Annotated in this window: 15 protein-coding genes; 2 read left to right on the top strand and 13 right to left on the bottom strand. The window is 70.1% G+C overall.

What is annotated here, in order from left to right:
* Positions 1-517: 517 nt before the first annotated feature.
* The 3 genes from ACH4S8_RS08220 to ACH4S8_RS08210 form a co-directional block, all read right to left on the bottom strand.
* Positions 518-979 carry a hypothetical protein gene (locus ACH4S8_RS08220; protein WP_398391893.1) on the bottom strand — a complete coding sequence of 154 codons (462 nt, stop codon included), beginning with the start codon at positions 977-979 and terminating at the stop codon, positions 518-520.
* A 421-nt stretch (positions 980-1,400) separates the two neighbouring features.
* Positions 1,401-2,288 carry a hypothetical protein gene (locus ACH4S8_RS08215; protein WP_398391892.1) on the bottom strand — a complete coding sequence of 296 codons (888 nt, stop codon included), beginning with the start codon at positions 2,286-2,288 and terminating at the stop codon, positions 1,401-1,403.
* A gap of 463 nt (positions 2,289-2,751) precedes the next feature.
* Positions 2,752-4,482 carry a relaxase/mobilization nuclease domain-containing protein gene (locus ACH4S8_RS08210; RefSeq protein WP_398391891.1) on the bottom strand — a complete coding sequence of 577 codons (1,731 nt, stop codon included), beginning with the start codon at positions 4,480-4,482 and terminating at the stop codon, positions 2,752-2,754.
* 84 nt (positions 4,483-4,566) lie between these two features.
* Between ACH4S8_RS08210 and ACH4S8_RS08205 the strand changes: the two genes are divergently transcribed.
* Positions 4,567-5,052, top strand: coding sequence for a hypothetical protein (locus ACH4S8_RS08205; RefSeq protein ID WP_398391890.1), 486 nt, complete (start codon positions 4,567-4,569; stop codon positions 5,050-5,052).
* Between the two features lie 9 nt (positions 5,053-5,061).
* Here the strand turns inward: ACH4S8_RS08205 and ACH4S8_RS08200 are convergent, their stop codons facing one another.
* The 7 genes from ACH4S8_RS08200 to ACH4S8_RS08170 all read right to left on the bottom strand — a co-directional run bounded on the left by ACH4S8_RS08200 (position 5,062) and on the right by ACH4S8_RS08170 (position 10,207).
* On the bottom strand, positions 5,062-5,487 hold the full coding sequence (locus tag ACH4S8_RS08200; protein ID WP_398391889.1) for a plasmid mobilization protein: 426 nt from the start codon (positions 5,485-5,487) through the stop codon (positions 5,062-5,064).
* Between the two features lie 206 nt (positions 5,488-5,693).
* Positions 5,694-5,927, bottom strand: a complete 234-nt coding sequence (locus ACH4S8_RS08195) for a hypothetical protein (protein WP_398391888.1) — start codon at positions 5,925-5,927, stop codon at positions 5,694-5,696.
* A gap of 86 nt (positions 5,928-6,013) precedes the next feature.
* On the bottom strand, positions 6,014-6,205 hold the full coding sequence (locus tag ACH4S8_RS08190; RefSeq protein WP_398391887.1) for a hypothetical protein: 192 nt from the start codon (positions 6,203-6,205) through the stop codon (positions 6,014-6,016).
* A complete protein-coding gene (locus tag ACH4S8_RS08185; RefSeq protein WP_398391886.1) occupies positions 6,202-7,791 on the bottom strand; it encodes a hypothetical protein in 1,590 nt (529 codons plus the stop codon). Before ACH4S8_RS08185 ends, ACH4S8_RS08190 begins: the two co-directional genes overlap by 4 nt.
* Positions 7,788-8,429, bottom strand: a complete 642-nt coding sequence (locus ACH4S8_RS08180) for a WhiB family transcriptional regulator (RefSeq protein WP_398391885.1) — start codon at positions 8,427-8,429, stop codon at positions 7,788-7,790. The genes ACH4S8_RS08185 and ACH4S8_RS08180 overlap by 4 nt, the downstream gene beginning before the upstream one ends.
* 162 nt (positions 8,430-8,591) lie before the next feature.
* Positions 8,592-9,308, bottom strand: coding sequence for a hypothetical protein (locus tag ACH4S8_RS08175; protein WP_398391884.1), 717 nt, complete (start codon positions 9,306-9,308; stop codon positions 8,592-8,594).
* 2 nt (positions 9,309-9,310) lie between these two features.
* Positions 9,311-10,207, bottom strand: a complete 897-nt coding sequence (locus ACH4S8_RS08170; protein ID WP_398391883.1) for a helix-turn-helix domain-containing protein — start codon at positions 10,205-10,207, stop codon at positions 9,311-9,313.
* A 611-nt stretch (positions 10,208-10,818) separates the two neighbouring features.
* Between ACH4S8_RS08170 and ACH4S8_RS08165 the strand changes: the two genes are divergently transcribed.
* A complete protein-coding gene (locus tag ACH4S8_RS08165) occupies positions 10,819-11,691 on the top strand; it encodes a helix-turn-helix transcriptional regulator (protein ID WP_398391882.1) in 873 nt (290 codons plus the stop codon).
* A gap of 61 nt (positions 11,692-11,752) precedes the next feature.
* Here the strand turns inward: ACH4S8_RS08165 and ACH4S8_RS08160 are convergent, their stop codons facing one another.
* The 3 genes from ACH4S8_RS08160 to ACH4S8_RS08150 are packed head-to-tail and all read right to left on the bottom strand — an operon-like array spanning position 11,753 to position 14,017.
* Positions 11,753-12,205, bottom strand: coding sequence for an NUDIX domain-containing protein (locus ACH4S8_RS08160; protein WP_398391881.1), 453 nt, complete (start codon positions 12,203-12,205; stop codon positions 11,753-11,755).
* 2 nt (positions 12,206-12,207) lie between these two features.
* On the bottom strand, positions 12,208-13,500 hold the full coding sequence (locus tag ACH4S8_RS08155) for an MAB_1171c family putative transporter (protein ID WP_398391880.1): 1,293 nt from the start codon (positions 13,498-13,500) through the stop codon (positions 12,208-12,210).
* Positions 13,487-14,017: a hypothetical protein gene (locus tag ACH4S8_RS08150; protein ID WP_398391879.1), complete on the bottom strand. Its 531-nt coding sequence runs from the start codon at positions 14,015-14,017 to the stop codon at positions 13,487-13,489. Before ACH4S8_RS08150 ends, ACH4S8_RS08155 begins: the two co-directional genes overlap by 14 nt.
* Between the last annotated feature and the right edge of the window lie 204 nt (positions 14,018-14,221).

Here is a 14,221-nt window from a genome sequence, read left to right as displayed (position 1 = left end):
CCCGTGGTTTTGCGTGGGGGCCCCCCCCCCCGCCGGGGGGCCCCCCCCCCCGCCCCCCCCCCGGGGGGGGGGGCCCCCCCCCCGGGGCGGGCCCCCCCCCCGGGGGGGGGGGGGGCCCCCGCGGGGGGGGGGGGGGGCCGGGGGGGGGGGGGGGGGGCCAACGTGCGGCCAGCAGGCCGAGCACCTTCAGTACCCAGCGCCGCACTGTGGAGGCCGGGACCGCGTTCCCGCCAGCCAGGTCTGCCAGGCGCTCGTCGTTGCGCAGGTGGGCCAGCACGATCAGCGCTATCTGCCCGGCGTCGAGCTTGCGCCACCGGGAGCGGATCTGTCTGCGGTGGGCGCGGATCAGGCCGGCCACGCGGTTGACGGTCGCGCTGGACAGCGGCAGGCGGACGGAGTAGACAAGGCCGGTGTCGCCCTCGGTGGGGCTGGTGTTCTTGTTCACGCATGGGCCAACACCCGCCGGGGGTGCTTGCGTTGCGGCAGGAATCGGCCGTTGTGGCAGGTCGGCCGCAGGCTACCGGGGCAGGTAGCGTCCGGCGGGGGTGCGGGTGATCCAGCCGCGCTCGGCCGGCTTGCGCAGCTTCCCGTGCGCCGGCTCCACCTTCGCCGGCGCCGCATCCAATCCCAGCTCGGGGGCCACGTCCTTGGCTTGCAGCGGGCTGTCGCCGCCCGCGACGATCTCCATGATTTTCTGGTAGTAGGCGGGCAGGTCGTCCGTGCCGGTGCCGGGGCCACGGTGGGGAATCAGCAGCTGGCCGACGGCTCCGGGCGTGCCGACGGGACGCGGGGGCGCCGCGGGCGTGCCGCCGGTGGCTTCTTCCAGGGCCTGCTGCCAGGCCGCGGCGCCAGGGTGCCCGGCCTCGGCATCCTCCTCCTGGTACTGCTGGTAGACGACCTCGGTGGCCCCGAGCCGGGCCACTTCGGCCTCGGTGTCGGCCAACTGCTTGCGCAGCTGCGCGGCGCGTTCTTCCAGCACCACCCGGCGCTCTATCGCAACCCTGCCCGCACGGTAGGGGCACCAGTGCGCAGCGTGCAGGAGATCCGCGGAAGACGACCCGAAGCGGGCCGACAGATGATCTCCCCGACGTGATCACGCTCGTGACATGCGCGAGCAGCCCAACCGTCCCTCACACGAGGGCCGTTGACCTGTCGATCCACGATGAAACTTCCTCAGTGCCTTCCCCATGGCGCCGATCTGTCCGTCAACACCCGAGCGCACCGCATGCGGGTCGGGTCAGGGAGGCGACTCCAGTCAGGTGAGAAGCCTGTGCCGGTCGAGGCGCCTCAACTCCACAGGCCAGGCGATGTGAGCCGGGCAGTGCCGCGAGCACCTCGGCTGCTTCGGGGGGCGTCGAGATGGACCCGCCGTCGAGAATTCCCGACCTGGCTCTCTTCTCTCATGCGCTCTCTTCGCTGAGGCGGTCGACTGCCCATGGCAGGAGCTCCTTGGCCACCGCAAGGCTGAACGGCCTCACCAGCGAACGAAGTTCGGCGCAGGCGGCAGGACCGAGCGTGATGTAAGGGAGGGCAGCCAGCCTGTCGGTGTTGTGCTCGATCTCCGCCCTGCGCCGCGTACCGTCCGCGGTCAAGGTCAGGTGGGGTCCGTCGTCGAGCCATCCACGCTCATGCAGGTTCTGCACGGCCTGTCCCCACTGCTCCGGCGTCCATGCCCGCGAGTCGCGCAGCACCCCTGCGTCGATGTCGCCTGTAGCGGCGTGCGTGACGAGAGCCTCGAGCCCGCTCAGTCCGGCAGTCAGTAGTGCCGCCACGTGACCGTCGCCACGGAACTCCCGCAGCAGAGTCTGCGCGTGCCAGAGCACGAGGTGGGGTGCGCTCGGCCACGGCAGTGCGGCGTGCGCGGCGAAGAGGGGACGGCCTTGTGGATGGCGCACGGTCACTTCAGCCGCGGTACGGGCCAATTCCGCTGCGCGGGCCAGCGCCGGTGAGGAGACGTCCGCGCCGAGGATCCGGCGGAGCGTGGTATCGATCCCGGTGAGCCGGGCGGCGGCGAACCGCTGCGGCGTGGCGGCTTCCCATGCCGCGGGTATGGCTCGGCGCACCAGTTGGGGATTGAAGTTGTAGAACGTGGCGATGACCAGATCCGCCGGAGCGGCGCCGAGCGCGGCGGAGCGGGACGCGAAGTACCCCGTCCTGGCGTCCACGCCCAACTCGGCGTACTGGCCTGCGGCTTCGGGCGAGAAGTAGACAGCCCCATGGTAGGGCTCGAGAGTCCTCCAGGTCTGGCGCGAGAGGGCCAGGTTGTCACGGTCCGTGTTCTGCGCCATGAGGGGCTCTCCGTCCTGTGGCGGATGAAACGTTGCTGTTCATCGAGCACACGACGGCGCGTGGGGCACACCTAGCCGTACCGTCTGGTCGGTACGTTATCGGAGAGTGGCTCCGGCGACTACTGCCCTGCAACCAGTTCTCTCCTGACCAAGGTGCGCATGCATCCGCGGCACGCGACCGCGTTGGTGCGGCCCTTCTGGTGCTGATGCACCACCAGGTGGCTCGGTGACCGATGCTCTCCCCCCAATGATCACCGTGATGAGCTGCGCGAGCACCCCAACGACTCATCACACCAGGACCGTTGACCTGCATGAATCACGATGGAACTTCCTCACAGAGTGGACCTGAACGCTGCCGGGGGAGCGTGTGGCGAACGGCCATGCTGTGGGTCGTGGGCGGGGCGGTCGTTGTGTCCCGGCTTTCGGCCGTGCGCTGAGACCGCGGCCCTGTACGCCGGAGGGCTCACCGGGTCTTGCCCGATGCCTCCTCACCGCTCCGGCGCCGACCAGGTGCAGAAGGCCCGGACGCCGCCCTGCGCTTTGTGGACGGGTTCCCCGTCGTGTAGTTATCGGGTAGCCCCGAGCCATCGGCAGGAAGGTCGGCCATCCGCCGCATCCGCCACACCAGCACATCGCTCACCGAGCCCGCGGTGTCGACTTCGCGATGCTCCACCGCGTCGGACAGGAGAGCGGCCGGATCGTGGCCGGCCGCTTCGGCTTCCACGATGGTCGCGGCCAGGGCGTACCAGCCGGGCTCGGCGAGGATCTGCTCGGCCAACGTCGGCAGCGCCTCGCGCAGCACCACCGTCTGCCGCTGAAGCATCGGTCGGTTCAGGCGCCGGCCGCGCTGGTAGAGCACGCCGAGGGGCTGGGCGGCGGCCTCTTGGCAGGCGGCGCGCAGGTGCTCGGCGGCCTGACGTGCGGCGGTGGCCTGCTGTGTGTGTCGCTTCTTCGCGTGCCAGTGCATGGTCGCGGTGATGAGGAAGAACAGCATGTCGATCGCCATCGCGGTGCTCGCGCCGTCCTCGCCCCGGCCGAGCGCGGGACCGCCGTGGACGAGGTCGCGGGCGGCCTGCCGCAGGGCGCGGTCGTGCCCGCGCTCGGCACGTACGTGGGAGCGGGAGGCCCGCTCGAACGCGAAGGCGGCGTCCCGCAGTTCGCGGCGGGTGTGCGCGGCGGACGTCTTCGCGAGGGCGTCCAGGACCTCGCCGACCGCAGCGATGTGGGCGGCGGCGACCGCGTCGTCACCGTTCTCGACGACCGTGATCGCGGTCCAGGCAGCCGACGCTGTCCTCCGGCGTGCGGCAGACGGGCTGGGCGCAGTCGCACGGCTGGCTGCATCTGTCGACGAGGTTTGGTCGGCGGACCAGCGCTCACGGATCCGTGGCAGGGACAGGTCCGGGGCGAGGCGCACCCCGGGATAGAACACGGGCTCGCCGTCCTTGTTGCGGTCGTCCGGCAGAGCCACCTTGTAGCCGAGCAGGTCACCGGAGGGGGCCTCGCGCGTGCGGATCAGGAGGCCGGCGGCGGCGAGGCGGTCGAAGAACTCCGCCTCGCTTCGAGCGCCGGTCACCGCTCGGCGTACGGTCTCGCGCAGTTCTTCCCGTGCGGTGCGCTCGCGGCCCTGGCGCTGGGCCTTGTGGCGCTCGGCGCTGGTGGGGCGCTTTGCTGCGGTGCCGTCGCCCTTGTTGAGGCGGCGCAGGCCGAGCTCTGCTTCGAGGGCGCGGGCCTGGGCCTGGACGCGGTGGGCGTCGTTGTCGAGGTCGGGTTTGTATCCGTCTTCGCGGACGAGGGTGGCGATGATGTGGATGTGGTCGTCGGCGTGCCGCACGGCCGCCCACCGACAACCCGCTCCCGCCTCGGGGTCGTCGATCCCGGCGGCGGCGACCATACGGCGGGCCACGTCGCCCCATTCCTCGTCCGTCAGGATCCGGTCCTCGCCACCGTTGCGTACGGACAGATGCCACACGTGCTTCTTCGGGCGTTGCGCCTGGTCGATGTTCTCGACGGGCTGGTCCAGGAGCTGCTGGAGCTGCTTGAGGGTCGCGGTGGCGTCCCGGCCAGGGTCGGGAGCATTGTGGTCCCAGGAGGCGACGAGGTGCGGGTCGGTGTGCTCCTCGAACTTGCCCGGCCCGTACAGGTAGTACAGGAGGCCGATGGTGCGCTGGCCGCGCTTTTGGATCCGGGGAATCATGCTGCTGTCCTCGACCGGTTGATCAACGGGAATGGGCAGTGGGAAGCGGGCGTTCCACGCGCGCGGTGCGGGAAGTGCTCACGGATGAGCTGGATATCGCCGCTTTCCGCGCTGCTTGGAGTTCTGCTGGGGGCTGGCGCGACGGCGCTGGCGGACCGCCGGCGTTGGCGTCGGGAGGCGGTCACGCGCCTGCTGGAGCTGCGTACGGAGCTGTACGCCGCGTACCTGGTCGCGATGGAGGACACGGGCAGGGACCTGCTGCGCGTGCTGCGGACCACGGCAGTCGAGGAACGTGAGACGGCAGCTGCTGATGCGTTCGCTGGCTTCAATCTCGGTGGCACTCGGCAGCGGATCCATGTCCTGGCTCCGCTCGACGTCGTTCGGGCAGCAGACGAGATCTTTCGAGGTCTGCGACGCGCGAGCGACTACGTGGCTACCGCGGACGCACAGGACACCCCGGCGCTCATCGCCGTGAAGGACGAAATCGGGACGCTGCGTAACCGGTTCCAGGAAGCTGTCCGGCGCGACGTCCGAAGCCTGCTGGCCGGCTGCGCCTCGTGGTCTGCCTGAGCAGCTCGGTCAATCCTGTTCCAGCAGCCGGTCGGTGACTGCCTGCACGCGAGCGACTGCGCGCTGAACAGCCGAAACGACGGCGTCGAGTTCCGCAGGCTGTCCGCCGCTGTTGACGGCACGGGCGACCTGATTCAAGTTGTTGCCGACCTGCCCGAGATGACGGCGCGCGGCGAACAGCTCGGCTATCAGATCTCGGTGGCCTGCGATGACCGCAGCGGTATTCTCGGCGTCCTCGGCGGCGGCGAGACCAGCGCGCACGAGGTAGGCGGGCAGGCTCTTGCGCGAGGTACGTGCTGCGGTGGTCAGACGACTCCACTCGTCGTCGTCGAGACGGATGTTGCAGACGCGTGCGCGCTTGTTCTTCTGCGGGGAGCGCTTACGCGCGATGGCTGCTGGAGCGGTGCTCGCGCCGCTTCGCGGCTGCTCCTCCACCCCTGGCTGCGATCCGCCCTCGGTCGCTGACTGACGGTCCAGCGCTCCCCGGTGCTGGACCGCTCCCGCCACCCCTGGGGCGGGATATGGCCAAGCTGCCTTCCCCGACGGGGAAGAGTAGCTTGGCCGATAACTTGCTCGCCCCGAGACCGAGTTGGAGTCGGGAACAGGTTGCGGGGTGGTGTCGTTCCGGGCGGGGTTCGTCATCAGGATCCGGGCCTCGTGGAGCGGGTGCGGTGCTGGATGGCCGCGGCCAGCGCGAGGACGTCGGCCGGTTCCAGAAGGAGGCGGACGGGTCTGTCGGGGTGGTCCTGGACGAGCCACTGGCCGGTCGGCATGCGGACGGTGGCGTGCAGGAGCCGCCGACGGACCAGAACGTCCGCCCAGGCGCTGGCCTCGGCGGCTGTTGGCCGGGATGAGCGATGGGGACGTGGAATCACGGCGTGTCTCCTGAAGCGGGATGGCGGCCTGTCACAGAGCTGGGCCACTGGTTGCGATGATGGGTCTGAGCTGGAGCTTTGCCTGTTCAGCCGCACTCTGGGCAGCGGCCGACGTGGCTGTTGAGCGCGCGGGCCATCCGCTGCTTCGTCGAGGCAGCCTGCTTCGCGCTGGACTTCGCCGCAGGCCTGCCCTCGTACCGCTTGGAGTGGGCGAGCATGAAGCCGATCTCCCGCTCGTACTCAGCGCGGACGGTGTCGAACTGGTGGCAGGTCTTCATCGGGCGGTGCTCCTCGTCGTCGTGGTGCCGTCGCTCCGCAGTTGCTGGAGGACGAGGCCCAGCCGGTCGTTCCGGCCGCCCTTCAGTCCCTCGCGGCGGAGGATTTCCCGCAGCTGGACCCGGGTGATGGATTCGTTGCCGTCCCGTTCGAGCAGGGCGGGGACGTGGGGACGGACCTCTTGGATGAGCTGGTCCACCGACTGCTCCGGCTCGCGTGATGCGCGCTGTGTCTGCGGGGTACGGGGCCGGGCGCGCGTCCCCTTGTTCCTCGTACGGGGCTTCGTGGTCGTCTTCCGGCGAAGGGGGACCTTGTCTCCCCAGTCCCCATTGGGTTCGGTCCCGGTGTCGGTTGGTCCCCGGTCCCCGGTCGGCTCGGTCCCCAACTCGGTGGCGGTCGGTCCCCGGTGCGAGTCAGGGCCCTGAGCAGGTACTTCTCGCGTAGGACGGTCGGTCCCCACGTCTCCGGCCTCCCGCTCTTCGGCTTCCGGATTGGCGGGACCGGTCCCCGGGACCGCTCCTACTTCTTTGGCCTCGGTCCCCGCGTTGGTCCCCATGTCGTCGTCTTCGGTCCCCGTGCCTGCCGACGCCTTGGAGCCCGCGATTTCGGGGACCGGTCCCCTCGGGTTGCCCGGTCCCCGGTCCCCGTCCAACTCGTCGGGACCGTGGGGACCAGCCACGGGGACCGGCGCTTCCGAGGTCTTCCGCGGGGGGACCGTGGCAGCTGGGGAGGTGCTGCACTCTGGGGACCAGGGTGAGGGGAGCGGGACCGTGGCGAGCGCGAGTGCGTGCCTACGGGCGGCGAGCTGGTCGAGGAGCTGTGTCCGTTGGAGGGGATCGGTGCCGACCGCGGCCCTGCCGACCGCCTTCGACAGGCGCCGAGTGAGCCGCTGGCCGCGCCGGTTCCGCCGCTGCTCGGGCGTACGCTCGGCGAGGCGGGCGGCGAGGGCGACCGCGCGGGCGGTGGCCCGGTCCCGGGTGATCTGCGCGGCGTCGCGGTCTCGCGCGGCGATGCCAAGGCGGGACAGGAGCCGTTCGCGCGCCTCCCGGCCCAGGACGGCGATCAGTCCGTGGGAGGCGGCGCCCGGGGTGTGCAGTCGCAGTTCGATTCCCATGGCGAGGTGCCACAGCATCGCTGCCATGACCGGTCCGACGAAGGCCCGGACCGTGCCGCCGATAGGACCACTCTCGGCATAGGCGGGGATCACCTGTACTCCGGTGATCACCCAGACCAGGGTCCCCGGCAGACCGGGGGCACCCTGAGTGCCCAGGTTCTGCCGTGCCATGAGCGCGGTCGCGAAGAGCGCCAGTTCGGCCGCGGCGAACATCCCGGCCCGCTCGGCGGTGCCGGCCATGTCGAGGTAGTCGGCCGCGAAGCGCCACGAGGTGTCGGCGCTGTATGCGGTGCAGCCGAGGGCGGCCAGAGCTGCGACCTTGACCGCCGGGCCACCGAGACGTTTCTGCGGGCGCGTGCCCCGGCGCCGGATCGTCCAGGCGGTCAGCACGAGTGCGAGGGTGGCGGGCATGCCAGCGGCGAGGAGGAGAGGGAGGTCCGGAGCGATGCTGAGGGCCAGGACGGGGTGGGTCATGCGGCCTTTCCGAGAGGGGCGTGCGCCGGGGTCGACGCTGCCGGGCGGGCTGGCGGCTGCTGGGTGCCGGGTGCGGTGGGCGCGGGGCTGCCCGTTGCCGGAGTGGTCTTCTTCCGCTTCTTCTTGGGACCTGGCACGCCGTAGGCGCGATCGCGGTCGAACACCTTGTTCGCTGCCTGCCGGAGCAGATCGCGGGCGTGCTTGTGGCTGATCTGCAGGGCGGCGGCGAGCCGGTCGGGCCGCCAGCCGCACACGTAGGCATGGTCGATGACGACCTGCCGTTCGGCCTCGGTCAGGTGCACGTCGCGTCCCTGGAAGTAGGCGATCACACGCCGGTAGTCGAGGCGCTGGGACAGTCCGTTGTGCAAGGGGCGCCGCTCGGCTTCGGTCAGGCCGCCCCAGATACCCTCCTTGAGGACGTTCTCCAGGGCGAAGTCGAGACAGTCGCGGCGTACCGGGCACCAGCCGCACAACTCCTTCGCCTCGGCGATGGCTTCGTGGTCCCGGGGGAGCGGGAAGAACACGGCGTCGGCGTCCTCGACGTCCATGCCGTGGCACGCACCGCGGGTGTGCCAGCTGGTGTCTCCGATGCCGCGCAGGCCGGTGGCCGGCGCGTCGTGGGTGGTGATGTGGCGCAAGGGGGTCTCCGATGTGCTGCCGCATCCGCTGGCTGGGGTGGTGTTGGGCGGATGCGGCGTCGGGTGTCGGCTGCGGCGCGAATGCCTGCGCCGCAGCCGGGGCGGGACGGTGGTGTTGGGCGGCGGTGCACCCGGACGGAACGCACGGGCCGGATGCGCCGGTCAGGTCATGGCGGGCTGCTGGGCCTGCTCGTTCTGCCGGGCCTGTTGGGCTGAGGCGAGGTCGAGGCGGCCAGGATGGGGAGTGGTGCGCGGGGCGGTTCCGCGCGCTCCGCCGTCGGGGCCGATCCGGCGGCGACGACACGGCTCGCCGGGTTGGGCCAGGCACCATTCGCACCGGACGCTCAGAGCGTCGGGCAGCCCCTGTGTGACGGTGGCCTCGCGGGTTGCTCGCGCGGGCCGATAGGGCGCGAGGGCGGCACGGGCGGCGGGCGGTATGCAGGAGCCGATCTCCCGCAGCCGCGCCTCCAGTCTCGGGTCGATCCCGTCGCGACCGCTGGTGATCGCCCTGGCCTGCGCGGGTTGGGTGGTGCCGGCGGCTACGGCGCGGCGGGTGCCGACCAGCTCGGCGGTCCAGGCTGCCTGGTCGTCCGGGTCGACGGACGGTGTGGGATCGGAGTGCCTCGCCAGGCGGTCGCGCCGGTAGCTCTCCCAGGGACGGCCCACGTCCGCGGGCAGGATCTGGTAAGGCGAGGTACGGATGTGCCGGCGGACGGTGACGCGAGCGTCCCAGCCGTGCGGGGTCGCCATCGGCACGTCGCCGAGCAACTCGTGCCACTGGGCGAGTTGGTCTCGGGCCTCGCCCTGGTCGGTGCGGATGGTGCGGGGGTCGAGCCGACCGATGTAGGCCAGCAGCGCGGCGATTTCGCGGCGGTCCACGGCTACTGCTCCGTTCCGGTCGGCTCGTCGAGGGCGGCGAGGAGGGCGGCGGTGTGGGCCTCGGCCCGGGTCATGCCGCCCGGAGCAGCGGGGCCCTTGCCGGGTACGGCGTGGAGGTTCGGGAGACCCGGGGCGTGCTCTCGGGCGACCCAGGAACGCCAGTCGGCCGCCCAGGCATCTGCTGGCCGCGGCTTGAAGTCGGCCCGGTGAGCACGCCACTTCGCGTCGGCTGCCTGCAGACCCTGCTCACCGAGGCGGTCGAGGTGTCCCTGCTGGCGGGCCCAAGCGTGGGTGGCGGGGTCGACCTGCCACTCGGCAGCCGAGGTGACGGCAGCACCACCACTGGTGTACCTACGGTTCAAATCCGGTTCACTACGGTTCTGTGTGCCGGTTTCCGGTACATCGCTATGCCGATTTCCGGTAGGCCGAGGTACCGGTTTCCGTCGGGACCTGCCGGTTTCCGGCACTGCCGGTTTCCGGGCCCTCGCGGGGGATTCCGGCACCTCACGCGGGCGGATTCCGTACCGCCGCAGTGCCGAGAATCGCAGGGGCAGCGGCCCGTCGGGCAGTTCCTCGCCGCTGTCGGCACGGTCGCCCTCGCGCTGTTCTCGCAGGTCCTGTGCGATAGCTTCGGCGGCTAGGGGCAGACGGTAGACGGTGCTGCGCTGTGGGCCGGTGAGGTCGTCGAGCTGCTCCAACTCACCAGCGTGGACCAGGCGGGCGATGGCTTCGCGCACCGTGGAGATGGAGGCGCGCGTGCGCTTGGCCAGGCTGGAGAGTGACGCCCAGGAGACGCATTGCTCGTCGGCCACCCGATCGGCGATCGACAACAGGACCAGGCGGGCGGTTCCTCTGCTGGAGCTGTGCTCCCATACCCACTCGCGGGCATCGCTGCTCACCGGCCGCTCCCGACCGGAAGGGCCGCAGCAGCCGCGTAGGCCGCCCCCTCGGTGCTTTCGCGCATGGCAGAGCGCATGCAAGAATCCCTTCGGTGTTGCCACGCTGAGACGCCCCGTGCAAAGGGATCAGCGTGGTGATGGTGGCGAAGTCCGTCCTTCCCGGGACGGTTTGCCCATTCAGCGGTGGGCGTCCGGGAGTTCCCGCTCCCGGGCGCCGCCGCGTGTAGATCTTGCGGCGTGACTGCGGTGATGCTCTCCTACGGTCCGGTGTCCGGGGCGGTCTGCCCGCGGCGGGACGACGAACATATGCACCATCAGCTGTCAAGGTCCAGAGTTGGCTCTAGAACTCTCCAGCATTCGTCGCCGCAGGTCGGGGCTCTTTCGCCCGTCCTCGGCCGTGACGGGGTGCGACGGCGGGCCCGCTCTCGCGGGCGGCGGGCACAAGCGTGGCGGGCTCCTGAGTGAGGGAAGCGCGACAGGATTTCTGAGTGGTGGGTGCACACACTTGCGCGCCCAGGTAGCCTGTACGCACCTGAATCGACGGAACGAAACTATCCTTGTTTCGGCATTCGATCAAGTGCTTCAATGAGATGGAGAGGTGCGGACGGAAGATGCCGACACGTCGGTTCGCCCCTGAGCGCCTGCTGCTTACCCGCCGCGAGGCACACCTCAAGCAGGCGGACGTGGCCGATGGCGTGGGAGTCACTGCTGCGCGGGTCAGCGCGTGGGAGACGGGGCGCTCGGTCCCGGACCCGGAGAAGCTCTCCGGCTTGGCCCGCGTCCTGGACTGCGACCTCGACGAACTCTTCCCGCGCGAGGGGCATCCGGATCTCGCTGATCTGCGTGCCGACGCCGGATATTCGCAGACTGCCACGAAGGAACTGACGGGCACCCGTTCGGCCGGCCCCGTGGCAGCCGCGGAGACCGGGCAGAGGCGTCTCGCCGAGGAGTACCGTGCCCCGCTCGCGGCGGCCTATGGCGTGAGCGTGGAGCAGCTGCTGCGTGCCCAGGAGCGTTCCTTCGGCATCGACGTGCCAGAGCCGGGTGATGGCGAAAGGGCGAGCCTTGACGGTCCGTTGCCCGAGACGCTGGCGGAGAAGATCACCTATCTTCTGGGGCGACTGTCCGAGGATCTGTCCGACCAGCAGGTTGCGGCCCGGGGAAACGCCCGAGCGGGGGCGGAGGTACTCAGCGCCGACCTGGTGCACGAGCTGAGGACGGGGCGCGTCACGCACGCGCCCCAGAACGTTCTGAGTGCTCTGGCCGAGGCGCTCGACACCACTCCGGTGATCTGGTCCCAGGATGCCGACGTGCAGCGAATTCTGAGCGAGACGATGCTGCTCAGGGGGCAGATCGCCGCCATTGCCGCCCGCGGTGGCGAACAGAAGGGACTCTCGGCGGACCTGCTGGACTTCATCCTTCACGAGGTCGACAAGGCTCGCGTCGAAGCGCAGGACGGCGAGGGGCCGACGGGCCGACCCTGATGAGGGTGGCCGGCGCGAAGCCTGGCCCGAGGGAACTGCCCCGAGCCAGGCCCTTGCGTGCCTACAGGCGAACGGTGAGCACTCGCGTGTGCTGTTCAGAGCGTGCGGCCAGGGCTGCCTGCCAGACTTCGGTCAAGTGCGGGGGAATCAGGCCGTCTTCCATGTTGTCCGGCGGACAGAAGCGGTGTTCGCTCAATTCCGACCTCTGCAAGGTGATCGCCGCTTGCTCATCCGGGCTGAGGACACCGCCGTCGAAGATGTAGAGGACCTGTGCGCCTCGGCCCGGAACGGTGATCCAGGCGTGGACCAGCAGGCGGCCGATGGGCGGGTTGATGCCGAGTTCCTCGCGGACCTCGCGTGCGGCGGCGTCTTCGGGGGTTTCGTCCTGGTCGACGGCGCCGCCGGGGAGGTTCCAGAAGGGCTTGTAGGTCGGGTTGACGATGAGGATCTCGCCGGCGGCGTTGGACAGCAGGGCGGCTGCTGAGGCTGTCACGGTGATCGGGGAAGGCTTCATGGTCAGGTCCTGGTGGTGTGGGGGACAAGCGGGGTGTCGGAGGAATGGATGAGACGGGAGATGCTTGCAGGATCGGTCTCGCGGTACGCGGCGGCCACACGCAGCAGCCAGGTCACCTCGGTGGTGAAGTCGTCGCCGGCGGTCCGGAACGCGACCGGTGCTCCGGCAGGCTGTCCGGCAGCCGTGAGGGCGGCCTTGATCCAGTACGCCTCCGCCATTGCGTTGGCGTCGGTGCCGCGGTGTCCGTCTGCTTCTGCGAGCTGGACGGCGCGGTCGTAGAGGTCTGCTGGGGCACGCCGGCGGAGCTCGTGCGTCGCGTCGCGGATCTCGGTTACGTAGCGGCCGAGGCGGATCTGGGGCGTGGCGTCGTGTGACAGCACGTCCCGGAACCTGTTGAGCGCGCTGACAGCCCGGTGTCCGTGGAGCAGACTGCTCGGCCGGTAAAGGGCGACCCCGTCAACAGCGAGGACCAGATCTCGCCACAGGAGGTGGAGCCCGATGACCGCCCACGTGCTCTGGCCGCGTGTCCGCAGGGCGTGGACGGCGGGGGTGATCGAGCCGAACAGCCAGAGCAGGAAGCCCGCATACAGCACGGTATCGGTGATGTGTTCCTGCTCGGCGACCGCTTGCTCGGACAGCGGATGCAGGGTCGTGGGGACGAGGAACGCGGTGCGCAGGGCTGCGTAAACGACGATGAGGGCCATGCCCGCAGCCATCATCCACAGCCCGACGCGCAGGCTCCACCGGCGCGCCTTCCGCGAGGCTCGACCCCACTGGTATCCGCACACGAGCGCGGCTGCCGCGGTGTACAGGTAGAGCAGGCCCATGTAGAGCGCGAGGCCCGGCTCACCGGCGTGCCGGGCCATGAAGTACGGGCTGTCGGCGCCGGTCTTGGTCCGGTTCAGGGAGAAGAAGAACACTGCGGCCAGGCACAGCACGGTGGCGAACGATGCGCGGGCGGCCGCACGGTGGACCCCGGCCGTGATCTTGATGTGGCGTGTTGTGGCGTCCTCGTCGGCATAGACGTCCGTGACGTATGTCAGCAGCAGACAGGTGCCCGTTATGGCCAGCGCGTGCTTGAGGAGGGTGGGCAGGTCGTTGACGCCCAGTGGGTCGATGGCGGCGCGGCCGAGGTCAGTGCGAAGCCACCAGGACAGCGCGAAGGCGGTGAAGGTACCCCAGAGCCAGAGGGGGCGCCCTCCGCGCCGACTGCGTACGGCGCTGGGCAGACGGATGGCGGTTTGGAGCAGTAGCAGCATCACGATGGCAGTGACGATTGCGTCAGAGGCGGACATGGTTCTTCCGGGGAGAGCGGGAGCTGGGGGTGGACCGAGGGTGGGAAAGGTCTTCGTCGAGGTGGCGCAGGGTGGAGTCTTCGATGTAGTCGACGGCGTACGCCTCGTGGTGCAGCAGGTCGGCCAGTGTCTCGGCGCGCCGCTCGACGTGGGAGTCGTAGCGGTGGCGGGCCATGACACGGCCTCTGGTGGTAAGCCGCTGTAGGACATCGGCCGGGAAGTCGGGCAAGAGCTGGGCGAGCCGCTCGTAGCTCTCCTCGCTCGTGTCGTCACACCACATATGGGCCAACTCGTGGAGAATGATGCGCGTCCGGTGGAAGGACGTGGTGCCCTCCACGTACAGGATCAAGTCGACAGGGATGTCGTGGAGCTGTAGCCACAGCCCGCACACGTCAGTGTTGGCGAGCAGGCGATCCGGAATGGGCACCAGTTTGATGCGCCGGCCCCGCACGGTTTCGATGCCCGCGATCAAACCATCCAGAGTGAACGGCCTTGGGATCGGCATGTCGACCAGCAAAGCCTCGCACTCCTCGCGGAGTTCACGCCGTGTGACTGGTTTCGTGGAGCGTTCCACCGGGGAACGGGGAGTCTTCCGCCATGGCTGGAGACCGAGTCGGGTAATCCATCGAGTAGCAGGTTCTGGGCTGCTCGCGTCAAAGATCACAATCAGCTCCTCGGTGATCCGCAAGCCGGTGCCAGTTGGCGTCAAAACGGCCGTCGT

It is taken from the genome of Streptomyces sp. NPDC021080, from assembly GCF_044333225.1.
Taxonomy (GTDB): domain Bacteria; phylum Actinomycetota; class Actinomycetes; order Streptomycetales; family Streptomycetaceae; genus Streptomyces.
The sequence above is the reverse complement of the archived record's forward strand: the minus strand, read 5'-3'. Positions and strand labels throughout refer to the sequence as shown.